The sequence below is a fragment of the Streptomyces sp. NPDC001668 genome (genome assembly GCF_042893155.1).
Taxonomy (GTDB): domain Bacteria; phylum Actinomycetota; class Actinomycetes; order Streptomycetales; family Streptomycetaceae; genus Streptomyces.
Genome location: NZ_JBIAUQ010000013.1, coordinates 69,974 through 95,119, shown reverse-complemented (window position 1 = coordinate 95,119; position 25,146 = coordinate 69,974). Strand labels below are relative to the sequence as shown.

Annotated in this window: 25 protein-coding genes; 5 read left to right on the top strand and 20 right to left on the bottom strand. The window is 72.0% G+C overall.

Going from position 1 to position 25,146, the window contains the following annotated elements; translation table 11 throughout:
• Positions 1-28: 28 nt before the first annotated feature.
• From ACFYZ8_RS32130 to ACFYZ8_RS32115, 4 genes are all read right to left on the bottom strand, one after another.
• Complete coding sequence (locus ACFYZ8_RS32130; protein WP_388538819.1) at positions 29-2,485, bottom strand: SpoIIE family protein phosphatase; 2,457 nt, start codon at positions 2,483-2,485, stop codon at positions 29-31.
• 177 nt (positions 2,486-2,662) lie between these two features.
• A complete protein-coding gene (locus ACFYZ8_RS32125) occupies positions 2,663-2,965 on the bottom strand; it encodes an SCO5918 family protein (protein ID WP_359033361.1) in 303 nt (100 codons plus the stop codon).
• Between the two features lie 121 nt (positions 2,966-3,086).
• Entirely contained in the window at positions 3,087-4,517 is a 1,431-nt protein-coding gene (locus ACFYZ8_RS32120) for a DEAD/DEAH box helicase (RefSeq protein ID WP_359033363.1), read from the bottom strand.
• Positions 4,518-4,700: 183 nt separating this feature from the next.
• On the bottom strand, positions 4,701-4,904 hold the full coding sequence (locus ACFYZ8_RS32115; RefSeq protein WP_007383480.1) for a cold-shock protein: 204 nt from the start codon (positions 4,902-4,904) through the stop codon (positions 4,701-4,703).
• Between the two features lie 663 nt (positions 4,905-5,567).
• On the opposite strand from ACFYZ8_RS32115, the gene ACFYZ8_RS32110 reads away from it, so the two are divergent.
• Positions 5,568-6,887 (top strand): phosphatase PAP2 family protein, encoded by a 1,320-nt coding sequence (locus ACFYZ8_RS32110; protein WP_388538816.1) that lies wholly within the window; start codon positions 5,568-5,570, stop codon positions 6,885-6,887.
• Positions 6,888-6,906: 19 nt separating this feature from the next.
• Here the strand turns inward: ACFYZ8_RS32110 and ACFYZ8_RS32105 are convergent, their stop codons facing one another.
• A complete protein-coding gene (locus tag ACFYZ8_RS32105) occupies positions 6,907-8,229 on the bottom strand; it encodes a helix-turn-helix domain-containing protein (protein ID WP_388538814.1) in 1,323 nt (440 codons plus the stop codon).
• 188 nt (positions 8,230-8,417) lie between these two features.
• Here ACFYZ8_RS32105 and ACFYZ8_RS32100 point away from each other — a divergent pair, with 188 nt between their 5' ends.
• Positions 8,418-9,158: a DUF4232 domain-containing protein gene (locus ACFYZ8_RS32100; protein WP_388538813.1), complete on the top strand. Its 741-nt coding sequence runs from the start codon at positions 8,418-8,420 to the stop codon at positions 9,156-9,158.
• 49 nt (positions 9,159-9,207) lie between these two features.
• Here the strand turns inward: ACFYZ8_RS32100 and ACFYZ8_RS32095 are convergent, their stop codons facing one another.
• From ACFYZ8_RS32095 to ACFYZ8_RS32075, 5 genes are all read right to left on the bottom strand, one after another.
• Complete coding sequence (locus tag ACFYZ8_RS32095) at positions 9,208-9,558, bottom strand: MerR family transcriptional regulator (RefSeq protein ID WP_359033371.1); 351 nt, start codon at positions 9,556-9,558, stop codon at positions 9,208-9,210.
• Between the two features lie 486 nt (positions 9,559-10,044).
• Positions 10,045-10,299: a CBS domain-containing protein gene (locus ACFYZ8_RS32090; RefSeq protein WP_359033373.1), complete on the bottom strand. Its 255-nt coding sequence runs from the start codon at positions 10,297-10,299 to the stop codon at positions 10,045-10,047.
• A 68-nt stretch (positions 10,300-10,367) separates the two neighbouring features.
• The gene (locus ACFYZ8_RS32085; RefSeq protein WP_359033375.1) at positions 10,368-11,837 is read right to left on the bottom strand and encodes a DEAD/DEAH box helicase; all 1,470 of its coding nucleotides are present in this window, start codon (positions 11,835-11,837) and stop codon (positions 10,368-10,370) included.
• 178 nt (positions 11,838-12,015) lie between these two features.
• Complete coding sequence (locus ACFYZ8_RS32080) at positions 12,016-12,219, bottom strand: cold-shock protein (protein ID WP_359033377.1); 204 nt, start codon at positions 12,217-12,219, stop codon at positions 12,016-12,018.
• A 350-nt stretch (positions 12,220-12,569) separates the two neighbouring features.
• Entirely contained in the window at positions 12,570-13,229 is a 660-nt protein-coding gene (locus tag ACFYZ8_RS32075; protein ID WP_388538810.1) for a TetR/AcrR family transcriptional regulator, read from the bottom strand.
• 103 nt (positions 13,230-13,332) lie between these two features.
• Between ACFYZ8_RS32075 and ACFYZ8_RS32070 the strand changes: the two genes are divergently transcribed.
• From ACFYZ8_RS32070 to ACFYZ8_RS32060, 3 genes are all read left to right on the top strand, one after another.
• Entirely contained in the window at positions 13,333-14,367 is a 1,035-nt protein-coding gene (locus ACFYZ8_RS32070; protein WP_388538808.1) for a medium chain dehydrogenase/reductase family protein, read from the top strand.
• Between the two features lie 116 nt (positions 14,368-14,483).
• Complete coding sequence (locus tag ACFYZ8_RS32065) at positions 14,484-15,560, top strand: right-handed parallel beta-helix repeat-containing protein (protein WP_359033383.1); 1,077 nt, start codon at positions 14,484-14,486, stop codon at positions 15,558-15,560.
• Positions 15,561-15,601: 41 nt separating this feature from the next.
• A complete protein-coding gene (locus ACFYZ8_RS32060; RefSeq protein ID WP_359033385.1) occupies positions 15,602-16,630 on the top strand; it encodes a methyltransferase in 1,029 nt (342 codons plus the stop codon).
• 64 nt (positions 16,631-16,694) lie between these two features.
• Here the strand turns inward: ACFYZ8_RS32060 and ACFYZ8_RS32055 are convergent, their stop codons facing one another.
• The 10 genes from ACFYZ8_RS32055 to ACFYZ8_RS32010 form a co-directional block, all read right to left on the bottom strand.
• Positions 16,695-17,027, bottom strand: a complete 333-nt coding sequence (locus ACFYZ8_RS32055; protein ID WP_359033427.1) for a TcmI family type II polyketide cyclase — start codon at positions 17,025-17,027, stop codon at positions 16,695-16,697.
• A 20-nt stretch (positions 17,028-17,047) separates the two neighbouring features.
• The gene (locus ACFYZ8_RS32050) at positions 17,048-17,527 is read right to left on the bottom strand and encodes an SRPBCC family protein (RefSeq protein WP_359033387.1); all 480 of its coding nucleotides are present in this window, start codon (positions 17,525-17,527) and stop codon (positions 17,048-17,050) included.
• A 1-nt stretch (position 17,528) separates the two neighbouring features.
• Positions 17,529-17,786, bottom strand: coding sequence for a phosphopantetheine-binding protein (locus ACFYZ8_RS32045; protein ID WP_388538805.1), 258 nt, complete (start codon positions 17,784-17,786; stop codon positions 17,529-17,531).
• Positions 17,783-19,072: a ketosynthase chain-length factor gene (locus ACFYZ8_RS32040; protein WP_388538803.1), complete on the bottom strand. Its 1,290-nt coding sequence runs from the start codon at positions 19,070-19,072 to the stop codon at positions 17,783-17,785. Before ACFYZ8_RS32040 ends, ACFYZ8_RS32045 begins: the two co-directional genes overlap by 4 nt.
• Complete coding sequence (locus ACFYZ8_RS32035) at positions 19,069-20,337, bottom strand: beta-ketoacyl-[acyl-carrier-protein] synthase family protein (protein ID WP_388538801.1); 1,269 nt, start codon at positions 20,335-20,337, stop codon at positions 19,069-19,071. The genes ACFYZ8_RS32040 and ACFYZ8_RS32035 overlap by 4 nt, the downstream gene beginning before the upstream one ends.
• Positions 20,334-20,786, bottom strand: coding sequence for a cupin domain-containing protein (locus tag ACFYZ8_RS32030; protein WP_359033396.1), 453 nt, complete (start codon positions 20,784-20,786; stop codon positions 20,334-20,336). Before ACFYZ8_RS32030 ends, ACFYZ8_RS32035 begins: the two co-directional genes overlap by 4 nt.
• 69 nt (positions 20,787-20,855) lie before the next feature.
• Positions 20,856-22,013, bottom strand: a complete 1,158-nt coding sequence (locus tag ACFYZ8_RS32025) for a SchA/CurD-like domain-containing protein (protein ID WP_388538798.1) — start codon at positions 22,011-22,013, stop codon at positions 20,856-20,858.
• 131 nt (positions 22,014-22,144) lie between these two features.
• A complete protein-coding gene (locus tag ACFYZ8_RS32020) occupies positions 22,145-22,837 on the bottom strand; it encodes a class F sortase (RefSeq protein WP_359033400.1) in 693 nt (230 codons plus the stop codon).
• A gap of 121 nt (positions 22,838-22,958) precedes the next feature.
• Positions 22,959-23,324 carry a hypothetical protein gene (locus ACFYZ8_RS32015; RefSeq protein ID WP_359033402.1) on the bottom strand — a complete coding sequence of 122 codons (366 nt, stop codon included), beginning with the start codon at positions 23,322-23,324 and terminating at the stop codon, positions 22,959-22,961.
• A 146-nt stretch (positions 23,325-23,470) separates the two neighbouring features.
• The gene (locus ACFYZ8_RS32010) at positions 23,471-25,126 is read right to left on the bottom strand and encodes an FAD-dependent oxidoreductase (RefSeq protein WP_388538796.1); all 1,656 of its coding nucleotides are present in this window, start codon (positions 25,124-25,126) and stop codon (positions 23,471-23,473) included.
• Positions 25,127-25,146: the final 20 nt, after the last annotated feature.

Below are 25,146 nucleotides of genomic sequence, written 5' to 3'. Positions count from 1 at the left end.
GGGCGCATCGTCGCACAGGTGGGTGAACTCACCGTTCCGTTTGCTGTTCCTCCGGTAACCCCAGCTCCGCCCAGATCGTCTTCCCGGTGGCCGTCTGCCGGCTCCCCCAGCGCTCCGCCATCTGCGCGACCAGCAGCAGCCCCCGCCCGCCCTCGTCGAACACCCGGGCCCGCCGCAGGTGCGGAGCGGTACTGCTGCCGTCGGAGACCTCGCAGATCAGCGCCGAGTCACGGATCAGCCGCAGGACGACGGGATCGTCGCCGTAGCGGACGGCGTTCGTGACGAGCTCGCTGACGATCAGTTCCGTCGCGAAGGCCGCGTCCCCCAGGCCCCACGCCGTCACCTGTTCGCTCGCCGACTTCCGGGCCCGGGCCACCGCCGCCGGGTCGCGCGGGAGGTCCCAGGTGCGGACCCTCGCGGTGTCCAGGGCCGAGGTGCGGGCCAGCATCAGGACGATGTCGTCGGCCGGGCGCACCGGCAGGACCGTGCGCAGGACCTCGTCGCAGGTGTCCTCCAGCGGGCCCGCCTTGTCGGCGAGCGCCCCGCGCAGCAGGTTCAGGCCGACCTCGATGTCGCGGTCGGCGGCCTCGACCAGGCCGTCGGTGTAGAGGGCGAGCAGGCTGCCCTCCTCCAGCTCCACCTCGACGGACTCGAAGGGCAGACCGCCGAGGCCGAGCGGCGGCCCGGTCGGCAGGTCCAGGAAGCGGACCTCGCCGTCGGGGGTGACCACGGCCGGCGGGGGATGGCCGGCGCGGGCCATCGTGCAGCGCCGGGAGACCGGGTCGTAGACGGCGTAGACGCAGGTGGCCCCCACCTCGCCCGCGGGCGCGGCCTCCGACGTGCCGCCGTCGCGGGTCTCCGGGCCCACCTCCCGGTCCAGCCTGACCACCAGGTCGTCGAGCTGGGTGAGGAGTTCGTCGGGAGCGAGGTCCACGTCCGCGAGGGTCCGTACGGCGGTCCGCAGCCGGCCCATCGTCGCCGAGGCGTGGACGCCGTGGCCGACCACGTCCCCGACGACCAGCGCGACCCGGGCGCCGGACAGCGGGATGACGTCGAACCAGTCCCCGCCCACGTCCGCGCCGGAGCCCGCCGGGAGATAGCGGTACGCCACCTCCATGGCCGCGAGGTCCGGCGGTCGGTCGGGCAGGAGGCTGCGCTGGAGGGTGAGCGCGGTGCGGCGTTCGTGGGTGTAGCGGCGGGCGTTGTCCACGCTCACCGCCGCCCTGGCGACGATCTCCTCCGCGAGCAGCAGGTCGTCCTCGCTGAAGGACTCCGTCGTACGGTGCCGCAGGAAGTGCACCAGGCCCAGGGTGACCCCACGGGCCCGCAGCGGCACCATCATCACCGAGTGGATCGAGTACGCGGCCACGGACTCGGCACGGGCCGGGGAGGAGGCCACCCACTCCCGCATCCCCGGAGCCAAGGGCCCCGGCCGGGTGCCGCGGCCGGCGATCAGGGCCCGCATCGGGGGTGTGTCCACCGGGTAGAACGTCCGCTCGCCGGTGGGGACCACCGACTCGGGGCAGCCACCGAGGACCGACCGCTGCGCGGTACGGCGTACGGTGACCGGCCGGTCCGGCGGCACCGGCTCCGGTTCCTCGCCGAGCGCCACCGACTCCAGCAGGTCCACGGTGACGAAGTCCGCGAAGCCCGACACGGCCACCTCGGCCAGCTCGTCGGCGGTCCGGGCCACGTCCAGGGTGCTGCCGATGCGCAGGCTGGCGTCGTTGAGGACGGCGAGGCGGCGGCGGGCCCAGTACTGCTCGGTGGTGTCGAAGACGGCCGCGGACATGCCCCGTACCGTCCCGCTCCCGTCCTTCAGCGGGGACAGGAACATCGACCAGGCGTGGCCGCGGACCTCGCCGGGGGCCTGTCCGTAGTTCTCGTGGAAGACCGGCTCACCCGTGCGCAGCACCTGCCGCTGGAGACGGTCGTACTCGTCGAAGGGCGGGGTCGGCTCGATCTCCCACAGGGTCAGGCCGCGCATCTCGGCCACGCTGCGGCCCATCACCCGGGTCATGACCTCGTTGGCCGACACCAGCCGGGCCTCGGTGTCGTAGACCGCCACCGGCACGGGCAGCTGCGCGAGCGTGAGGTCCCACAGGGCCTCCGCGTCCGGTTCGGCGGGCCCGGCCATGTGCTCCGGGGCGGCGGTGGTCACCAGCCACGGCCGCGCGCCGTCGCCGTCGGTGAGCGGTGTCGCCTTCAGCCGTACGACGACCCGGCCGCCGCCGCGGTGCCGCAGCGCGACCTCGGTGGCCCAGCGCCGGCCCACGGCCACGTGGCGGCGAGCGGACTCCGGCAGGTCGGCGGCGAGCAGTCCGGCCGCGGGACGTCCCACGACCTCCTCGGCCTCGTATCCGAGCAGCTCACGCGCCCCGGCGCTCCACACCGTGATCGTCCCGCCCGCGTCGACGACGACCGCCAGGTCCTCGGGTACGCGTCCCTCCACGGTGCCTCCGGGTGTGCCGCCCCTGCTGTCCATGCTCCCAGCGTCCCGCCGCGCAGCTCCCCGCTCAAGCGATGACAGGAGGAACACGGCGGCACTGCCGTGGGGAGCCGCAGTCTTGCACGGGGCGGCGGGGGCGGGGAACGGAACGGATGATCCCAGTGTCCCGTCCCGTCCCGCGCGCAGCGCCCGGCAGGGAGAGGCAGGGGGAGGTCAGCCCAGCGGGCTGTCGGCCCAGGGAAGGGAGGCCGCCGGGTCGTTGAAGGCCTCCTGGCGGGGCGGCTGGACCTCGTGGCAGGTGAAACCGAGCCGGGTCAGGGCGCGGCCCACCTCGTTGGCGGTGAAGTCGCGGCGGTCCTGCCGGGTGATGACCTGGCCGACCTGCTTGACCGGGTAGACGTGGGGGCCGACGGTCACACACAGGCCGGTGGCGGGTTCGGGCTGGACGCCGTCCATCGACCTCTCGACCTCGCTCATGGTCAGGTCGAAGGGGAAACGTGCGATGACGATGCGCATGGTGCCTCCACGGGGGCGGTCGGGACGTGACGGTGAGGACGGTCAGGGTGCGGCCCTGTTCGTCTCCTTCGCGACGGGTACCCCGGCGGAGCGGCCGCCGGCCCGTCAGTGGGTGGTACGGCTATCGGCTGGTGGGGGTGGAGCGGCGGCGGCCCCGCCCGGGGCGGCCGCTGCGGCCCCGTCCCGCGGACCCGGAGCGCTTGGGGGCCTCGGCGGGCGCGGGGGCGGGGAGCGTGACGGGCACTCCGGAGGGGGTGCGGGCGCCGGTGATGCGGTTCAGCTCGGCCTCGCCCGGGCGGACCCGGGTGGTGCGCGCGCTGACGCCGGCGTCGGACATCAGACGGTCCACCGAGCGCCGCTGGTGCGGCAGGACCAGCGTGACGACGGTGCCGGACTCGCCGGCGCGTGCGGTACGGCCGCCGCGGTGCAGGTAGTCCTTGTGGTCGGCCGGCGGGTCGAAGTTGACGACCAGGTCGACGTCGTCGACGTGGATGCCGCGGGCCGCGACGTTGGTGGCCACCAGGACCGTCACCTGGCCGTCCTTGAACTGGCCCAGGGTGCGGGTGCGCTGCGGCTGGGACTTGCCGCCGTGCAGCGCCGAGGCCAGCACGCCCACCGACAGCAGGTGCTTGGCCAGGCGCTCGGCCGCGTGCTTGGTGTCCAGGAACATGATCACGCGGCCGTCGCGGGCGGCGATCTCGGTGGCGGTGGCGTGCTTGTCGTCGTCGCGGACGTGCAGGAGGTGGTGCTCCATGGTGGTGACGGTGCCCGCGGACGGGTCGACGGAGTGCACCACCGGGTCGTGCAGGTAGCGGCGCACCAGCAGGTCGATGTTGCGGTCGAGGGTGGCGGAGAACAGCATCCGCTGGCCGTCCGGGCGTACCTGGTCGAGCAGGGCGGTGACCTGCGGCATGAAGCCCATGTCGGTCATCTGGTCGGCCTCGTCCAGGACGGTCATCGTCACCTGGCTCAGGCTGCAGTCGCCGCGCTCGATGAGGTCCTTGAGCCGGCCGGGGGTGGCCACCAGGACCTCGGCGCCGGCCCGCAGCGCGGACGCCTGCCGGCCGATCGACATGCCGCCGACGACGGTGGCCGCGCGCAGGCGCAGCGCCTTCGCGTAGGGGGTGAGCGCGTCGGTGACCTGCTGGGCCAGTTCGCGGGTCGGGACGAGGACCAGGGCGAGCGGCTGCCGGGGCTCGGCGCGCTGTCCGTCCAGGCGGGCCAGCAGCGGCAGGCCGAAGGCGAGGGTCTTGCCCGAGCCGGTGCGGCCGCGGCCGAGGACGTCACGGCCGGCCAGGGAGTTCGGCAGGGTCGCCGCCTGGATGGGGAAGGGCGTGGTCACACCCTCGGCCAGGAGTGCGGCCTGCAGACGCTCGGGCAGGTCGAGGTCGGCGAAGGCCTCCACCGGAGGCAGGGCCTCGGTGACGGTGGTGGGGAGGGTGAACTCGCCGCGAGGAGCGGCGGCGGGGCGGGAGCGCTGGGGGCTCGCGCCGCGGGAGCGGTGGCGGGACGTGCTGTTCCCGGTGTTCCCGGTACGGCGGGTGCGGTTCATGGGAGGGGAACCCTTCCTCGATGCGTGCGGCACGTGTCGAGGAATTCCTCCGGGGCGCGGCGAAACCGCACGAGAATTCGCAAGAAAGAGCCGGGGAGAAACGAAGAACGCAGATTCTTCGGGAGAATGGGACAGGGCCCGCACCCCAAGAGTGCGGGCCCCAGCCGTGAAGACGCGTCAGCGTCAGGCGGGAACGATGTTCTCGGCCTGCGGGCCCTTCTGGCCCTGCGTGACGTCGAAGGTAACCTTCTGGCCTTCCTGAAGCTCGCGGAAGCCGGAGGTGGCGATGTTCGAGTAGTGCGCGAACACGTCAGCGCCGCCGCCGTCCTGCTCGATGAAGCCGAAGCCCTTTTCCGCGTTGAACCACTTCACGGTGCCAGATGCCATATTGAATCTCCCTAGGGGGCAGTGCCGGGACCCGCACTGTACGGACCCCGAGTCGCCGCGATGGACTCCCCTCCGGAAGATCCGGAAAGACGCCGGTGAACTTCTAAATTCTCCGGAAACCAAAACTGCAACTTTTTTCACGGTAACACACGGTAGGTGGGCGGATCTACGTCGCCCGGAACCCTCGTGGCGGCCGGTCCGAAAACTTCTCCGCGCTCCGCGCAGGAATCTGTTGCGGCCACGACAGTTATTCTTTCGGCTGCCGCGGTGCCCGCCCCCGCCCTCGGGCTGCCGACCGCCCTCAAGTGCCGGTGGCGGCTCGCAACCCTGGCGCCGATCCACGCCCATATGTGCCGTCACGACAGCAGACTTCTGACCGCCCGGCGAAGATCCGGAAAAGCCCCCCGCTCCCCACCGTGACCTACGACGCATCCTCCGTCCTGGTGTCGAACGGACGGCCACCGCCCGGTGTTCCGGCGGGCCGCCGTGTCATACCCTGCATCTTCGGTGAGCCGGGCTGCTCAGGGGGGACACAGGAACCCGGACCGCGATCCCTCCCTCTTTCTCAGTCGGGCGGGCGGTTCCTTGACGAGCATCTAGTGAAATTGGCCGAAATTGATACATATGCCACCGCAGATTCATCCGCGGGCGAGACTCTGGGCCGTGGCGGCTGTCGTAGCGCTCGGCTTCTTCATCGCGCTGGAGGTCACCGCGCGTCGTTACGGCGTGCCGGGACCGCTCACCACCAACGTGCGAGAACTGGTCTGCCCGCCCAAGTCGGGCCCCCTGCTGTACGCGGGCCTGGCCCTGATGATGGTGGTGTTCACCTGGCGGCAGCGGTTCCTCGCGCTCGGTGCCGCGATCGGCGTCGACCTCGTCATCGCGCTGATCAGGTGGGTGTTCGACATCCACGCGGCACCCGGCCACCCCTTCGGCAACGGCGCCCTGTGGGTGATCCTGGGCTGCGCGGTCCTCGCCCTCACCCGTCGCACCGGACCCGAACGCGTCCTGCTGCTGAAGGGCGTCGGGCTGGGCCTGCTGCTGATCGCCGGCCGCAAGGCCGGTGACACCTGGCTCCTCATCACCGCGAAGAGCCGGCCGCAGGTCCTCGACCCCTACCTCGCGATGGCGGATCACGCCCTGGGCAATCCGTCGTGGCTGATGGGCCGGGTCATCACGGCCACCGGAGCGGTCGGCTTCAACTTCCTCGACACCATCTACGGCCAGCTCGCGGTGGCCGCGGTGGTCGTCGCGCTGTACCAGCTGCGCAACGTGGCGGCCGAGCGCCGCTTCCCGCGCCACCACCTGGTGCGCACCTTCCTGCTGATCGGGCTGCTCGGCCCCGGCATCTACATGCTCTTCCCGGTGGTCGGGCCGGTCTTCGCCTACGGCACCGGGACCGACCACTGGGCGTCGATCGCCCTGTGGTCGCCGCAGATACCGAGCGACGGGCACTGGGCGGTGGCGAACCTGTGGCCGCAGACACCGCCGACGGTCTCCACCCCCCACTCCATACCGTTCGACGAGGTCACCCCGCGCAACTGCATGCCCAGCCTGCACACGGCGTGGGCCACCGCGATCTTCATCCACTCCCGCAAGGGCCCCCGGCTCCTGCGGTACGCGGGCGCCTTCTGGCTGATCGCCACGCTCTGCGCCACGCTGGGCTTCGGCTACCACTACGGCGTGGACCTCGTCGCCGGCGTGGTCTTCACCCTCACCATCGAGGCGGGACTGCGCTCGTACGACCGCGGCTGGGACCGGTCAGGACTCCGGCTGACCGCCTACGGCACGGCGGTCTTCGTCGCGCTGCTGGTGTCGTACCGCTTCCTGCCGGTACGGATGGCCGAGTACCCCTGGCTCGCCGGACCGCTTCTCCTGCTGGCGATGGTCTCGGTGATCTACGGCTACACGCGCACCGTCGCCCGCTGGGAGCGGGCGCCCGCGCCGTCCCGGCAGCCGCAGCCGCAGCCCGAACTGCTGTGACCCGCGGCGGACCCCCGGATCAACCGCCCACCCGCTCGATCCACTCGCTGCCGCCCAGCGGATAGTCGTAGCCCGGGCGGCCCAGGTTCGCGCTGGTACGGAACGGCCTGCCGTCGTCGTCGAGGTGGACGGTGCCGCTGCGGCTGCCGCTCGACCAGTCCAGGCTGAGGTCCCAGCGCACGTCGTGCGCCGTGGTGCGGGCGGTGATGTAGAAGACCTCCGGGTCGGACTCGCTGACCTTGTACGGGAAGTCGCGCTGGCCGTTCTTCGCGGTGACCGCGGGGCTGCCGTTGTCCAGGTCGATGTCGAAGGACTTGGTGCCGACACCGCCGCCGCAGCCGACGCCCATCGAGTAGTCGTTCCAGGCGAGCGGCGCGCCCTTGGTGAGGAAGCGGACGTGCAGGGCGTTCAGGACGACGGTCTCCTCACCGGTGCCCTGCACGGTGAGCGCGATCCGCTGCTCGCCCCCGGAGACCGCCCCGTACGCGGCGGCCCAGCGCCGCGCGTCCTGCTCGGTGGCCGGCGGGCCGACCTGCTCGGGCTCGCTGTCGACGAGGAAGTGCTGACTGCACGGATCCTCGTACACGTACGGGCGGACGCCCACGGTGAGCGGGACGGCGCCGGTGGTGGCGCTGCCCGGGTCCTGTCCGCCCTCGCCCTTCGGGGGAGCGGCCCCGGCGCCCTCGGTACCGGACGTCCGGGTCGGAGTGCCGGTCGCCGAGGTGGAGGCCTTGGGCCGGCTCGCGTCGGGGGAGGGGGCGGCGGAGGACCGCCCGGCGCCGGTGTCCCAGGTCCCGGCGATCGTCGGCGCCGTGTCGTCCCCGGCGCGGATTCCCGTCGGCCGCAGGGCGTACGCGACGGCACCCAGCGCGGCGACCACCGCGACGGCCGCGATCAGCGCGGTACGGCGATGACGGAGCCGGCTGGACCGCCGGGGCGGCTCGGCCTCGGCGGCCGCGTGGATGACGACGGGCTCACGGTTCGCGGCCCCGGTATCGGCGCCGGTCTCGGCCTCGGCGTCGGTAGCCGCGTCGGCCTTGGTGTCATCCGCACCCTTCGCCGTCACCTGGTCCGGCCTGCGCCCCCGTGTCGCGTCCGCCAGGATCCAGCGCCGGTGCAGCTCCACCAGTTCCTGCGGGGTCGCCTTGCAGACCCTCGCGAGGCGCTCCACCGGGGCGTACTCGACCGGCACGGCGGTGCCGTTGCAGTAGCGGTGCAGCGTCGACGTACTCATGTGCAGACGCTTGGCGAGCGTCCCGTAACTCAGCCCCGAGCGGTCCTTGAGCTCCCGCAGCAGCTGTGCGAAATCCTCGGTCCGCTCGTTCCCCGTTGCCTCCGACACCCGTTCCCCTCAAGCCCCCGTGTCCCATTCACGCATTCCAGGGTCACTGTGTTCCTCCTGGTCAGAGCCCGTTTCGGCGTTCCAGTGTCCCCAACTGCCCGCTGGGCGTGGCGGTCGGGACGGATCACCTCACAAGCTTCGGTCATCCAATCACCACCGCCACCCGAACTCCGAAGGGGCACACGAACATGTCCAGCACCTCCCGCGTCCGTCTCGTCGCCGCCGCCGCGACCACCGTCCTCGCCGCGCTCTCGCTGACGGCGTGCGACAACGGCACAGGCACGAAGGACGAGGGCCGCGCGGCCTCCACGAGCCCGTCCTCCGCGTCCTCGTCTGCGGCCACGGCCTCCGGGTCCCCGGCCCCCTCGGCCGGCACGGACCAGTCGTCCTCCACCGAGACGGCGGCCACCACGGGCTCCTCCTCCGGCGGCGGCTCGGCGGGCGGCGCTGCGGCGCCCACCGCACACACCCCCGCGGCCACGCCGCCCTCCTCCGCCGGCAAGCCGGTCACCTGCGAGGGCTCCGTCACCAAGACGGTCGCGGCCCCGCTGACCCGCCCCGTCAACCACATGCTGCTCACGGTGACCAACACCGGCAGCAAGAGCTGCTATCTGTACGGCTACCCGGTCGTCCGCTTCGGCGAGGCCCAGGCCGTACCCCCGGTCATCGAGGACTCGCAGCCCCAGGCGGTCGTCACCCTCGCGCCGGGCGAGAGCGGGTACGCCTCCGTGAACCTGTCCGCCACCGACGGCAGCGCCGCGAACGGCCACACCGCGAAGTCCCTGACCGTCTACTTCCAGGGCCGCTCCGGCAGCGGGAGCGTGGGCACGGGCGCCCACCCCTCGCTCCCCGCGAAGGGCCTCTACGTCGACGACTCCCTCAAGGTGACGTACTGGCAGCAGTCGATGGACGACGCGGTCAGCTGGTGAGCGAAGACCGCGCGCAGCGGCCCGCCCGCCCGCTCGCCGCCCGTTCGGGTCAGGCGGAGCGGGAGGCGGAGTTGTCGGACGTGGCGTTCGCTGCGCGGCGGTACTCGGCGTTGATGCGCTGTGCTTCCTCGAGCTGGTCCTCGAGGATGACGATGCGGCAGGCTGCCTCGATCGGGGTTCCCCTGTCGACCAGCTCGCGGGCGCGTGCCGCGATCCGCAGCTGGTAGCGGGAGTAGCGGCGGTGGCCGCCCTCCGAGCGCAGGGGGGTGATCAGTCGGGCCTCGCCGATCGCTCGGAGGAAGCCTGGGGTCGTGCCGAGCATCTCGGCCGCCCGGCCCATCGTGTACGCGGGGTAGTCGTCGTCGTCCAGGCGGTCGCCCAGGGGGATATCTGCTGCCATGTCACCTCGTCGTGCAACGCGTCGAGGGGCCCCGATGCCGTACGGCACCAGGGCCCCGAAGGGAATTCAACACCATCTGTCGGCCCTCATGCTGTGCCGACCTTCTGTTTCCGCTACCCGTCCCGGTGACGGGAGGGGTGCGGGGATCGCGGCTGCGTGACCGGGGACCACCATCCAATCCGGGGTCTTGCGGTACCCGGTCCGAGAACGACGGGCCGGGCGATCCTGATGGCGTCTGCTCCTCCGTTCTTTCTACGAACCAACCCTTGTGAACAGGTACTGCGGGGACTGCTACCCGGCAGTTCGTGTCTGCCGGGTCTCTCTTGACCATGTCTACGGGAAAAACAATAACCACGCCAGGAGCCAATGTCTACTCTGACAAGAGGAGATTTTGGCGTTCGGGGGACGCAGACATCTTTCGGCGTCCACGACGGAGGGGCCCTGCCGACGGGCGTCGGCAGGGCCCCTCCGGGCTGTGGGGGTGGATCAGCGGGCGAGGCCCAGTACGTCCCGCAGCTGGAGCTGGTCCGTGTAGGCGGCGCTGTCCCGGAGGACGGCGAGTCCGGCCAGGGTGACCAGGCCCGTGCGCTGCTCGTCCCCGTCGCACAGGACGAGGTGGTCGACACGGGCACCGGCCATGAGGGACAGAGCCACCTCGACCGTCATGTCGTCACAGACCCGGGGTCCGGACGCCCCCCGGTCGAGGGCCACGTGCTGCGTCTGGGTCGGCGTCGGCGTCATGGGTGCCTCCTGCGGGGGACGGGAAACGGGAAACGGTTCGGGTGCGCGGGCCGGTCGGTCCGGCCGCCCTAGGCGGCGGAGCCGTACCCGGTCCGTCGCGGTGCGCCGCGGCGTGCCGCGTCACCGGTGGGACGGCCCTGACCCGCCTGGCCCCGGCGGCCGCGCCGGCCTCGGGACGACGACGGGGAGGAGGCGCCGCGGGGGCGTTCCGGCTGCGGGGCGGTGATCACGACCGGGACACCCGAAGGGGCCTGGGCGCCGGTGATGCGGCTCAGCTCCGCCTCGCCCGAACGCACCTGGGCGATCCGGGGGGTGATGCCCGCCGAGGCCATCAGCCGGCTCATGCCGCGACGCTGGTCGGGTGTCACCAGGGTGACCACGCTGCCGGACTCGCCCGCACGGGCCGTACGGCCGCCGCGGTGCAGGTAGTCCTTGTGGTCGGTGGGCGGATCGACGTTGACGACCAGGTCGAGGTTGTCGACGTGGATCCCGCGGGCGGCCACGTTGGTCGCCACCAGCACCGTCACGTGACCGCTCTTGAAGTGCGCGAGCGTCCGGGTGCGCTGCGGCTGGGACTTGCCGCCGTGCAGGGCCGCGGCGCGGACGCCGCTGCTCAGCAGGTGCTTGGTCAGCCGGTCCACGGCGTGCTTGGTGTCGAGGAACATGATCACCCGGCCGTCCCGTGCCGCGATCTCGGTGGTCGTCCGGTGCTTGTCCGCGTCGTGCACGTGGAGGACGTGGTGCTCCATCGTGGTCACGGCGCCTGCGGAGGGGTCGACCGAGTGGACGACGGGGTCGTGCAGGTAGGTGCGCACCAGCCGGTCGACGTTGCGGTCGAGGGTGGCGGAGAAGAGCATCCGCTGCCCGCCCGGACGCACCTGGTCGAGCAGGGCGGTGACCTGCGGCATGAAGCCCATGTCGGCCATCTGGTCGGCCTCGTCGAGGACCGTGACGGCCACCTCGCTCAGCCGGCAGTCGCCGCGGTCGATGAGGTCCTTGAGGCGCCCGGGTGTCGCGACGACCACCTCGGCCCCGGCGCGCAGCGCGCCGGCCTGCCTGCCGATGGACATGCCGCCGACGACGGTCGCGAGCCGCAGGTTCACGGAGCGGGCGTAGGGCGTGAGCGCGTCGGTGACCTGCTGGGCGAGCTCGCGGGTGGGGACGAGGACGAGGGCGAGCGGCTGGCGCGGCTCGGCGCGGCGTCCCGCCGTACGGGCGAGGGTGGCGAGGCCGAAGGCGAGGGTCTTGCCCGAGCCGGTGCGGCCGCGGCCGAGGACGTCACGGCCGGCCAGGGAGTTCGGCAGGGTCGCCGCCTGGATCGGGAACGGCACGGTCACGCCTTCATGGCCCAGCGTGGCCAACAGCTGTGCGGGCATGGCGAGTTCGGCGAACGTCTCGACGGCGGGCAGTGCGGGAGTGAGCGTCCTGGGCGGCGCGAACTCGCCCTGTACGGTCTGCCGGTTCCCGTACGCCGTCCTGGAACCACGGCGCGGACCGTTGGAGCGGCCACGGGTGGAGTTTGTGTATGTGCGATTCATGCGAAACCTTCCTTGATGCGGCGCGTATCAAGGAATTCCCGCAGCGGATGAACGGCGCAGAGAATCGCGATAACGAGCCGAAGGCGATGTGTGATGCGCCTTGAAAAATGCCGCGAGCTGGGGCCCGCACCCCTAGGTGCGGGCCCCAGCTGCGAAGTATGCGCGGCGGTGCCGAGCGTCAGGCGGGAACGATGTTCTCGGCCGTCGGGCCCTTCTGGCCCTGCGCGATGTCGAACGACACCTTCTGGCCTTCCAGCAGCTCACGGAAGCCAGAGGCGGCGATGTTCGAGTAGTGGGCGAAGACGTCGGCGCCGCCGCCGTCCTGCTCGATGAAGCCGAAGCCCTTTTCCGCGTTGAACCACTTCACGGTGCCAGATGCCATTTTATTTCTCCTTCGGAGGCGGTATCAGAATCCACCCTGTGTGAATTCCGTGTCGCCGTGCTGATTAGCCCGTAAGGAAATGAACCTTCTGGCAACCACACCTGCAACTGAGATCGACAGTAGCACGGTGCGATCGGCCCCGCACGGACCATAATTCTTGACCGGGTCGGTGTTCCGGGAATACTTGCCGGGCCCCGGACCTATTTCTCATTTCGTGGGCACAGATATTGCCGCCCCCTGGGCGCGATCTTCCTCCCGTGCCGTCCGCCCGCAGCCCTGTGACCTCCTGTGACGGGAGATGCGCGGTCCTCGTCCGGGGCCGGCGCCGGACGCGCCCGACACGACGAACATCACATCGGGCCGTCGCCGGTCAGCTCGTCCAGCTCGGCGGCGTAGAACCGCGCGGGGTCGAAGCCCATCCCGTCGAAGTGGCCCGCGAGTTCCAGGGACAGGGTGCCGTGCAGCCGGGTCCAGAAGGCCAGCGCCCGGCGCAGGGCCCCCGTCGGGGCGGGGTGGCCGTCCGCCCAGTCCCGGTGTTCTTCCAGGTGGGCGTCGAACGACGACGCCGGGCCGTTCTGCGGCAGTGCGGCGAAGGCGTCCAGGAGTGTCGCCATGACCTCGGACGCGATCGCGGTGATGTCGTCGGGCGCGTGGTAGCCGGGGACGGGCGTACCGAAGATGAGGAAGTAGCGCTGGGGGTCCTCCAGGGCCCAGGCGCGCAGGGCGTGCGCCAGCGCGGCCACGTCGGCGCCGGGTCGGCGGGAGGCCGCGCGGAGGGTGTCGGCGAGGCTGCGGTAGGCGTCCCTGACGAGCTCGGTGATCAGCTCGTCGCGGCCGGCGTAGTACCGGTACAGCGCGGGCCCGCTCATGCCGAGCTGCTTGGCGATCGCGTTGAGGGAGAGCGCGGACGCGCCCGCGGTGGCGATCTGCTCCCATGCGCGGTCCTTGATCTCCGTCCGCACCTGGGCGCGGTAGCGCTCGCGGGGAGTCTTCGCTTCCGGATTCACCATAGTTAGAGGGTATCACTGAAGTTATTGACACTCTCGATGCCGTGCAGTTATAACTTCTAACGAACGCGAGGCCGAGTAACCAACCGTCTCTGTGGAGGTCGTCATGAACACCGAAGGACTCGTCGAGGTCGTCCTGCCGGGCAAGGTCGAGCCCGAGGGGCTGGAGATCCGGCACGGGTCCGTCCCGGCCGCCGGCCCGGGCCAGGTCGTGGTCAGGATGGAGGCGACCGGCGTCTCCTTCGCCGAGCAGCAGATGCGCCGCGGCCGCTACTTCGACCAGCCGCCGTTCCCCTTCGTCCCCGGCTACGACCTCGTCGGCACCGTGCAGGCGACCGGCGAGGGCGTCGACCCGCACCTGGCCGGCACCCGGGTCGCCGCGCTGGTCAAGGTCGGCGGCTGGGCCAGCCATGTGCTCGTCGACGCGGCGGACGTGGTGCCGGTGCCCGACGGGATCGGTGCGGCGGAGGCCGAGACCCTCGTCGTCAGCGGCGTCACCGCCTGGCAGATGCTGCACCGCAAGGCCCGCGTCCGCGCCGGGCAGACGGTCGTCGTGCACGGCGCCAATGGCGGCGTCGGCTCGGTCCTGGTCCAGCTCGCCCGGGCCGCGGGCGCCCAGGTGATCGGTACGGCCTCCCCGCGCCACCACGACGCCCTGCGCGAGCGGGGAGTCGTCCCCGTCGACTACCGCGCCGACGGCCTCGCCGCACGGATCAGCGAACTCGCCCCGCGCGAGGGTGTCCACGCCGTCTTCGACCACGTCGGCGGCCCCGGCATCGTCGACTCCTGGCGCCTCCTCGCCCCCGGCGGCACGCTCGTCGCGTACGGCAGCGCCGCCACCCGCGACGCCGAGGGCTCCAAGCAGTGGCCCGTGCTGAAGCTGCTCGGCCGGGTGTGGGTGTGGAACGCGCTGCCCAACCGCCGCCGCGCCCTGTTCTTCAACATATGGGCCGGCCGCGCCCTGGCCAAGAACCGCTTCCGGGCCCGCCTGCGCGCCGACCTCACCGAGGTCTTCGCCGCCCTCCAGCGCGGCGAGGTCACCGCCCAGATCGCCGCCCAGCTCCCGCTGGCCCGCGTCGCCGACGCCCTGCGCCTGGCCGAGTCCGGCACCGTCGCCGGGAAGGTGATCATCAACCCGTAGCGTCCTGGCGCAGGTGGCTGCAACTCCCAGGGGCGGTGGGTGCCGCCCGGCCGTGACACGCCACCGGATGGGTTATCCAGCCTGTTTCCGGCCTTTCGGGTCATACCGTACCGAATATGATGAGATTTCATATCTCCCTGCTGGCATGTACCGCGGCGATCCTCGGGGCGGTGTTCGGGGCCGCCCCGCCCGTCGCCGCCGACCAGACGCCCCACGTCGCCCCGATGACCCACCTGGTCTTCCCCGGGCAGTCGATCCAGCGGGCGGTGGACGCCGCCGAGCCCGGTGACACCGTGCTGCTGACCCCCGGCACCTATCGCGAGAGCGTCAAGGTGAGCACGCCCGGGATCACCCTGAGCGGCATGGGCCGCAGCACCGTCATCGAGCCCGACACCAAGAAGGCCGCCAACAGCTGTGCCGAGTACGGCAACGGCATCTGCGTGGTCGGCACCAAGGACCACGACCTCGAGGGCGTCACCGTCGCCTCCCTCACCGTGACCGGCTTCACCGGGACCGGGGTGTTCGCCATGGCGACCGACGGTCTGACCGTGCGGAACGTGACCGCGGTGAAGAACGGGGTGTGGGGCATCGCCCAGGAGCGTTCGGTGCGCGGGGTGTTCCGGAAGAACACCGCCCGGGACAACGGCGACGCCGGCCTGTTCCTGGCGAACACGATCAAGGAAGAGGCGGGCGCCGCGGACACCCGGGGAACCGTGGTCGAACACAACCGCCTGGAGGGCAACCGGATCGGCATCACCGTCCGGCGCCTGAGGAACCTCACCGTCGCGGGCAACCACCTCACCGGCAACTGCGCGGGCGTCTTCGTCGTGGGCGACGAGAACAAGCCGAAGGCCGGCGCGCTGACCGTGCGCGACAACACCCTCGAGAAGAACAACAAGTCCTGCCCGAAGACCGCGCGGCTGGATGCGCTGCAGGGCTCCGGCATCGTGCTGACCGGCGCCGAGGACACCCTGGTGACCCGCAACCGCGTCATCGGCAACGCCGGCACCTCCTCGCTGTCGGGCGGCATCGTCCTGTTCAAGAGCTTCGTGGGCACCACCAGCGAGCGGAACCGGATCACCGACAACGTGCTCGAGGGCAACTCCCCCGCGGATCTCGTCAACACGGACACCGGCAACAACACCTTCGACCACAACACCTGCCGGGCCTCCAAGCCCGCGGGGCTGTGCTGACGGCCGTGGGCATCCAACAACTCGAAGAAGGAGGACGGCCCATGACGGCCGTACAGACCACTCCGCCGGCGTCCATGCGGCTCAGGGAGCTCGTGTTCGGGGCGGCATGCGCGGCCGCCGTCCGCGCGGCCGCCCGTCTGGGCGTCCCCGACGCCCTCGACGACAGCCCGATGCCCGTGGAGGACCTCGCGGCCGCGGTGAAGACCGAGCCGAGGACGCTGCGCCGGCTGCTGCGCGCCCTGTCCTGCTACGGCGTCTTCGCCGAGCAGGGGGACGGGACCTTCGCGCACACCGACATGTCCCGGCTGCTGCGCGAGGACGATCCCCACAGCCTGCGCGCCATCGCCCTGTGGTGCACCGAGCCGTGGACCTGGGACGCGTGGCCCCAGCTGGACGAGGCGGTGCGCTCCGGCCGCAACGTCGTGGAGGACCTGTACGGCAAGGAGTTCTTCCAGTACCTCAACGAGGACGCCCCGGAGTCGGCCGACGTCTTCAACCGCGCCATGACGACCTCCAGCGTGCAGTCCGCGCGGGACGTCGCGCAGTTCCTCGACCTGTCGGGGTGCGCGTCGGTCGCCGACATCGGCGGCGGCCAGGGGCATGTGGTGGCGAGCCTGCTGGAGAAGTACCCGACGCTCCACGGCACGCTGCTCGACCTGCCGCGGGTGGTGGAGAACGTCGATCCGCGGCTGCGCCCGGGCGGCGCGCTCGCGGACCGGGCGCGCCTGGTCCCCGGCGACTGCCGGGTGGCCGTCCCGGTCCGGGCCGATGTCTACGTCATCAAGAACATCCTGGAGTGGGACGACGACAGCACGACCCGCACCCTGCGCAACGTCATCGAGGCGGGCGGGCCCGGAGCGCGGGTCGTGGTCATCGAGAACCTCGTCGACGACTCGCCCTCGATGCGGTTCAGCACCGCCATGGACCTGCTGCTGCTCCTCAACGTCGGCGGGGCCAAGCACACCACCGAGTCCCTGACCGGCAGGCTGACGCAGGCGGGGCTGGTCATCGGTGACGTCCGCCCGGTCAACCCCTATCTGCACGCGTTCGACTGCACGATCCCCGGCTGACCGGGCCCGGGGACGGGCTCCGTTGAACCGCCGTCCGGCGGGCGGCGGTTCAACGGGGGCCGGTTCAGGAGCCGGCGTCCCGCTCCCAGCGGTAGAAGCAGCGCGCCATCGCGTCCTTCGGCGAACGCCAGGTCGCCGGGTCGTACGCGGTGACGTACGCCGCGAGGCGCTCGCTGATGTCCCGGAACTCGGGGTGCCCGGCCACCTTCGCGATGGCGGGCCCGGGGTCCCGCTCCGACTCGATGAGGTGCAGGTACACGTCGTCGAACTGGAAGAGGCTGCGCCGGGCGACCCCGACGAGGTGCGGCAGTTCTCCGCGGTCCGACTCCTCGAACACCTTGGCGATGTCCAGGGCCGACTCCGGGGCCATACGGGCGACGATCAGGGACTGGTGCATCGGCATGGGCTCCGTCCCGCTCAGTCGGACAGCATCGGCACGGGCCGGCGCTCTTTCGCGGCCTTCTCGATGCGGTCCCGGATCAGGGCCATCTGGATCTTGGAGTTCCGGTTGATGTTGTCCGTCATCCACTCGTCGTCCACCGGGGCGTCCGGCCGCATCGCGAAGTCCTGCGTCCACACCATCCGGGTGCCCTCGGCGACCTTCTCGTACTGCCACACGATGTTCATGTAGGCGAAGGGGCCGGTCTCGACGCGGCGTGCCCGCACGGTGAGCGTGTCGCGGTCCGGCTCGCGCTCCGAGACCCAGCTCCACACCTTGCCGTCCTTGTCGGGGTGCATGGTCAGCCGGAACGTCGTCCGGTCGCCCTCCCGGGACAGGATCTCGGCGGAGGCGTACTCGCTGAACAGCTGCGGCCAGTTCTCGACGTCGTTGGTCATCTCCCAGACCAGGTCGAGCGGGGCCGCGATGGTGATCTCGTTCTGCGTGTGTCCGGTCATGTCAGGCCCCCATCAGAAGCGCGCTGTTGACGAGTTCGAGGAACTGCCGGGGGCTCTTGCTCTTCTCCGCGTCGGGCGGCATCGGGGTGCTGTACCGGTTCTCCAGCTCGCCCACGATGCCGAGCAGCCCGAGCGAGTCGAGGCCGAAGGTGTCGAAGCCGGAGTCGTACCGCTGCTGGAGCTCCTCGGGGGTGACGGTGACCCCGGCGGCCTTCTTCATGAGCTCGGCCAGCTCTTCCACGGTGATGCGGTCACTCATGCGCTTGCTCTCCTTGTGTCGGGACGGGTGTCGGGATGGGTGGGGGGATGTGCGCCGCGCCGTAGCACCAGCGCCGCGTTCGACCCCATGAGTCCTCGGCTGAGGACCAGCGCCGTGCGCACCTCGGTGACGCGCGCGCGGGCGGTGACGAGGTCGAGGTCGTGGCAGACGTCGAAGACGTTGGGGGTGGGCGGGATCAGCCCGTGCTCCATCGCGAGCACCGCGGCGGCGACGTCCAGCACGGGCGCCGCGCCGTAGGCCCGGCCGATGGCCGTCTTCGGCGCCGTGACGGGCACCTTGGTGCCGTGCGGGCCGAGGGCGTCCGCGATCGCCAGCGCCTCTGCGCGGTCCGCCGCCGGCACCCCGAGGGCGTCGGCGAAGACCACGTCGATCTCCTCGGGCGCGCACCCGGCCTCGTCCAGGGCCCCCCGGATCGCCTGGGCCAGCCCCTCCCTGGACTCCTCCCAGCGCGAGGCGCCGGTGAAGGTCGCCGCGTGTCCCGCCAGGGTGGCCCGTACGGGCACGCCCCGTTCCCGGGCCGATTCCTCGGCCTCCACGACGACCATGGCACCGCCCTCGGCGGGCACGAACCCGCAGGCGGCGGTGGTGAACGGACGGTAGGCGCGGTCCGGTTCGGCGACGGTGCTCAGCTCCTGGTACCCGAGCTGGCAGACCATCGAGTAGGGGGCCAGCGGCGCCTCGGTCGCGCCGGCCACCATCACGTCGGTGCCGCGCCGCACGGCCCGCGCCGCGTGCGCCAGCGCGTCCAGACCGCCTGCCTCGTCGGAGGCGACCACCCCGCAGGGCCCCTTGAGGCCGCGCCGGATGGAGATCTGGCCGGTGCTCGCGGCGTAGAACCAGGCGATGGACTGGTACGGCCCGACGAAGCGGCTTCCCTTGCCCCACAGTTGCTGGAGCTCGCGCTGCCCGAACTCACCGCCGCCGGAACCGGCGGCGGTGACCACGCCCACCGAGAACGGCGCGGTGTCGGTGTCGGACCGGCTGAGTCCGGCGTCCTCCAGGGCCAGGTCGGCCGCGGCCATCGCGAAGTGCGTGAACCGGTCGGTCTGGACGAGGTAGCGCTCCTCGACCGCCGACGGCGGATCGAAGTCCCGGACCTGTCCCGCCACCCGCAGCGGCAGGTGCTCACAGCCCTCACGGGTGATCCGGTCCAGGACGGTGACGCCCTCCCGGGTGGCCTTCCAGAAGGCCTCGGTGCTGGTTCCGTTGGGCGCGACCACGCCGATTCCGGTGACGGCCGCGCGCCGGGGACGAGGTGCGCTCATTCGGTCTTCTCCCTCGGCAGGGTCATGATCACCGCGGACTGGAAACCGCCGAACCCGCTGCCCACCGAGAGCACGCTGCGCAGCCTGCGCTCACGGGCGACGCGCGGCACGTAGTCCAGGTCGCACTCGGGGTCCGGGGTCTCGTAGTTCGCGGTGGGCGGGACCACCTGGTGGGCCAGGGCCAGCGCGCAGGCGACGACCTCGATCGCCCCGATCGCGCCGAGGGAGTGGCCCACCATGGACTTGATGGAGCTCATCGGCGTGTCGTAGGCGTGCGCGCCCAGGGCCCGCTTGACCGCGGCCGTCTCGTGCCGGTCGTTCTGCTGGGTGCCCGACCCGTGCGCGTTGACGTAGTCGATCGCCGTGGGGTCGAGCCGGGCCTGGCCGAGGGCGTCCTCGATGGCCCGGGCCATCTCCAGGCCCTCACCGGTCAGACCGGTCATGTGGTAGGCGTTGCCGAAGGTGGCGTAGCCGCCGATCTCGCAGTACACGTGCGCGCCCCGGGCCCGGGCGTGCTCCAGTTCCTCCAGGACGAGCACCGCGCCGCCCTCGCCCATGACGAACCCGTTGCGCCGGGCGTCGAAGGGGCGTGAGGCGTGGGCGGGGTCGTCGTTGCTCGGGGAGGTGGCCTTGATGGCGTCGAAGCAGGCCATGGTGATCGGGGAGATCGGCGAGTCGGAGGCGCCCGCGATGCACACGTCGGCCCTGCCCTCCTCGATCGTGTGGAAGGCGTACCCGACGGCGTCGAGGCCCGAGGTGCAGCCGGTGGAGACGGTCTGCACCGGTCCGCGGGCCTCGAACCGCTCCGCCACCGCCGAGGCGAGGGTGCTGGGCGAGAACGCCCGGTGCAGATGCGGACCGGCCTCCCGGTGGTCCACGTCCCAGCGCTGCCCGCCGTGGCTGACCAGGACGTAGTCGTGTTCCAGCCGGGTGGTGCCGCCGACCGCGGTCCCCAGGGAGACCCCGACCCGCCACGGGTTCTCCGCGGCGAGGTCGAGGCCGGAGTCCCGTACCGCCTCCTCGCCGGCCACCAGGGCGAACTGGAGGTAGCGGTCGGACCGGGCGATCTGCTCCGCGTCCAGTCCGTGGGCCGCCGGGTCGAAGTCGCACTCGGCGGCGATCTGCGAACGCAGCCCGGACGGGTCGAAGAACGTGATGCCGCGGGTCGCCGTGCGGCCGCTGGTCAGCAGATCCCAGAACGCCGGGACACCGATGCCGCCCGGAGCGACGATCCCTATGCCGGTGACCGCCACGCGCCTGGTCATGAGCGCAACCCGGATCGCTCGGCCGCCCCGCCGGCGGGGACCGCCTCAGGGATCGGCACGCCGTCGGCGTCCTCGGTGTCGACATGCCCGAGCGGCGGGCTCGGGGCCAGCGGGCCGAGATGGAAGACCAGCCGGGCCTCCACGTTGCCCACGTTGCGGAAGCGGTGCCGCATGTGGGTCGGGATCAGGAGCCCCTGCTCGGGCCGCAGTTCGTGCGGCTCACCGTCCAGGTCCACCTCCAGTTGCCCGCACACCACGTAGATGAACTCCTCGGAGTACGGGTGGTAGTGCTCGGCGATGCGGTCGCCGGGCTGCACGATGGCCACGCCCATGAAACCGCTGGTGGAGCCGACCGTGGCGGGGGTGAGCATGGCGCGCAGATCGCCCCCGCGCCGGGTGTTGGGCGCGACATCGCTGAGATCCACAACTCCGGGATGACGTTTGATCACGACGTTCCTCCGAACAGGTGCTGCATCGACATGAGGGCGTGGCCGGTCACGGCCCGGGGACCCGGTGGTTCAGGCGTCGGGCGCGCGGCGGTCGGTGACGAGGTCCATGCGGGAGACCGCGAGGAGACGAGCGGGGGCGATGTCCCTGAGCGCCGGGCCGTCCACACCGAGGGCCGCGCCGTCGAGGAGCTCCGTCAGCTCGGATGCCCGGCCGTGGTCCGTGAGACCGAGCACGGGGCCGGGGTCGCTGTCGAGCGCGCCGCGCACGTCGACCAGCCGCATCACCACGTCGTCGCGCTGGAAGATGGTGCTGCGCAGCACCGGCCCGCGCGGGTCGTCCGCCGCCGCCTCGTCCTGCCGGGCGAGCAGCTCGGCAAGCCGCATGCCGCACCCCTCGCGGGCCGGGTAGTACAGCGCGTGCCGCTCCGCCTCCGGGCTCTCCTGGCCGGCCGTCACATGGTGGACGGCGGGCAGTGCCGCGCGGGTGAAGAAGACCCGGGCGGACTCGGGATCGTCCAGGTCCCGGTCCTGCTCCAGATAGGGGTTGATGGCCTCCTCGACGGCCCGCACCTCGGGCTGCCGGGCGACGTGGCGCAGTGCGGCGAGCAGGTCGCCGCGCACCTCGATGGCCCGGACGACCCGGTTGCCGTGCATGAACAGGGAGGTGCGGCACAGCCGGGTGGTGTCGTCGACCCGCGGCTCCGGTGAGGTGTAGCCGGCGAGGATCCCGGCGACGGTGGCCTCGCTGCCCGGCTTGACCGTGAAGGTCAGCGCGTGGCGGATGAGCCCGTCACCGATCCTGGGCGCGGCCTGGAGCCGGCGCTTCCCGGGTCCGGTCGGCACCGCCGGGCCGCCGGTCTCGCGGACGATGTGGAAGCGCAGCGACCTGGTGTCCCGGACGCAGCTGTGCAGCGGCTCCACCATCCGCACGTGTTCCTCGCTGTTGACCCAGGTGAGGAAGGGCGGGGCGCTCTCCCACTCGCTGGTGATGAGCCACTGGGAGGGGTTCTCGATGGACTGGCACAGCTGGTCGCTGACGTGTCCGGGGACGGAGGCGACCTGGCTGCACAGACTCTCGTACGCCTCCAGGAACTGCTGCTGGGCCCCGTCGTAGACGTCCACCAGCAGGACGACACGGAGCCTGGAGCCGTCGAACACGGATTGCGAGACCCGCTGCGACACCTGCTGCGTGGGCGCTTGAGAGACACGGTCGGAGGTGGTGGTCATCCTGGGCACAACTCCTTCGGGGGCAGAGGCGGACGGACGCCGGCCACGGGGGACGCCGTCGGCGTTCCTCGATCGTCAGGCCGCCCCGGGAAGCGCGCGACTCGTATGCACCGTGGGGGTGACCGGCCGGCTCAGACGAGGTGGGCGAAGACCACGAGGTTGTCCGTGTAGTCCTTTGCCGTGTGGTCGTAGTCGCCCGCGCAGGTGATGAGCCGGACCTCGGCGCGGGGCGTGTCGGCGTACACCCGCCGACTGGGGAAGTTGCTCTTGTCGAACGTCTCGACGCTGTCGACCGTGAAGGTCGCCCTGCGCCCGTCGGCCCGGTCGACGTGGAAGACGTCCCCCTTCCGGAGCTCCCCGAGTTCCACGAAGACGGCGGCCGAGGTGGCCGTGTCGACGTGCCCGGCGATGATCGCGGTGCCCGCCTCTCCGGGGGACACGCCCTTGGCGTGCCAGCCGACGAGGTTGGTGTCGTAGCCGGGGGGAGGTTCGAGGCGGCCCGTGGGGCCGATGAAGAGGTCCGTGAAGGGGGCGTCGACGGAGATCTTCGGAATGAGCAGCCGCACGGGTCTCGACCGCGGCAGGGTCCTGCCCGCCGGCTGTCCGGCCGCCTGCTCGGGCGGTGCGTCCCGCACGGACGCGGACACGGCCGGCGCGGGTGGGGAGGCGTCGGGGGCCGAGTCGTCGTTCCCGCCGAACAGGACCACGGCCAGCACCACGGCGGCCGCGGCGCCCAGCATCAGCTTGCTGGGGGATCCCTGCCCGGCCGGGGCCGGTTCGTCATGGCCCGGGTTGTCTGCGGGGGGAGAAGGAGGGACTGCCATCGGACACCACCTCACCAGGGGACGGCAGCAGAGCGGACTGACGGGGCACGGGGAGGACCGGCCGGGCCGCCACGCGGCGCGCACGCGTGGCGGCCCCGGCGGCTATCGCGTCCGGCATGGGTCAGGCCATGCTTCCGGCGAGCTTCCTACGGCGTGCCGCGTACAGGCCGGTGCCGGCGACGGCCAGCATCGCGATCCCGCCCGCGGTCACCGTCGGGGAGGCCAGACCGCCGCCACCGGTGTGCATGCCACCGCTGGGCTTCTCGTGGTCGCCGCTCCAGGAGCCGCCGTCGTGCTTCCCGCCGCCCTGCTCGCTGTCCTTGTCCTTGTAGGTCTCCGGGTCGTGCTTCGGGTTGTGCTCCTTGCTGTAGGAGGAGGAGTCCGACTGGTCCCAGTCGTCGCCGGCGGCGGCGTAGGCGCCGGATGCGCCGAGAGCGAGGACGGCCGAGGCCGCCGCGGTGGCCAGGATCATGCGGGCAGAGTGCATGGGACGTTCCTTCCGTCGGCGGCCGGGCAGCTGGTGCTTCGTCAGCTGAGGTGGCCCGCCCCCGACGTGATCCACCGTCAGCCAGTTCGGCCGCCGCCACCACTCGGGGCGGTCACCCGGGTGAATCCGCCCGATCCAACGGGGTGTCAGACCGCCCCGAGCAGGGTGCTCAGGACCTGCCGCAGCTCCTGCCCGGCATCCGGGACGGGCCCCGCGGAGCGCCAGGCCACGAACCCGTCGGGCCGCACGAGTACGGCTCCTTCGGGCGTCGTCCCGTGGGCGGCCGACCAGTCCGTTCCGCCCTCGGGGACCAGTTCGGCGTCCGGTCCCTCACCCAGCCGGTACGAGGCCAGCGGGACCGACGTCTCCCCGGCGAGGCGGACGGCGGCCTCGTGCCAGCCGCTCGCCGCCCCGGCGCCGCTGAGCAGGACGAACGACCTCTCGTAGAGGTCCAGCGTGGAGATCCGCTCACCCTGCTGACGCACCGCCAGGTGGGGTGCCCTGCTGCCGGGTTCACCGGACAGGTCGAGGCGGTCCGGGACGACCGGGGTCGCGGGGTCGGCGCCGACGACGGCGCCCTGCGGATAGCGGTAGCCGAGGGCCACGTTGAGGATGCCGCGCTGCGGGCCGCCGCCGGTGCCGGGGGGCGGCGCGTAGCCGGGGTGGCTGTGCTCGGCCGACCGGACGGCGGCGCGGGCGCTGGTCGCCTCCGCCACCGGGCGGCGCTCGGCGTCGTACGAGTCAAGGAGCGCCTCCCCGGCCCAGCCGCCGAGGACCGCGGCGAGCTTCCAGGCGAGGTTGTGCGCGTCCTGGATACCGGTGTTGGAGCCGAACGCCCCGGTGGGCGACATCTCGTGGGCCGAGTCGCCGGCCAGGAAGACCCGTCCCGAGCGGTAGCTCCGGGCGACGCGCTGGGCGGCGTGCCAGGGGGCCCGGCCGGTGATCTCCACGTCGAGATCGGCGACGCCGACCGCGCGGCGGATGTGCTCGACGCACCGCTCGTCGGTGAACTCCTCCAGTGTCTCGCCGCGTTCGGGGTGCCAGGGGGCGTGGAAGACCCAGTTCTCCCGGTTGTCCACGGGCAGCAGGGCGCCGTCGGCCGCCGGGTCGGTCAGATAGCAGACGATGAACCGGCGCTCGCCCACGACCTCGGCGAGGCCGCGGGAGCGGAAGGTGATGCTGACGTTGCTGAACAGGTCGCCGGGACCGCTCTGGCCGATGCCGAGCTGCTCGCGGACGGGGCTGCGGGGGCCGTCGGCGGCGACGAGGTAGTCCGCCTGGACGGTGGTGTGCTCGCCGGTCTCCCGGCTCTTGAGGATCGCGGTGACGCCCGAGGGCCCGCTCTCGAACGACAGCAGTTCGGTGCCGTACCGCAGGTCGCCGCCGAGTTGCCTGGCGTGTTCGAGCAGTACCGGCTCCAGGTCGTTCTGGCTGCACAGGCACCAGGAACTGGGGCTGAACCGGGCCAGTCCGCCGCCCGGGTCGATCTCCCGGAACAGCCACTCGCCCGCGTCGCCGACCAGGGTGGGGGTCTGCAGGATCCCGTGGTTGCCGGCCAGGGTGGCGGCCGCCTGACGGATCATCGGCTCGACGCCGGCCGTGCGGAACAGCTCCATCGTGCGTACGTTGTTGCCGCGGCCCCGGGGGTGGATCGAGGTGCCGGCGTGCCGTTCCACCAGGGTGTGCCGTACGCCCAACCGGCCCAGGAACACCGAGGTCGACAGTCCGACGAGGGAACCGCCGACGATGAGGACCGGGACCCGGAGGGCCGTGTGGTCGGCTTGGCCCGCTTTGTGGTTCATAAGTCGCCTCCAGCGTGTCG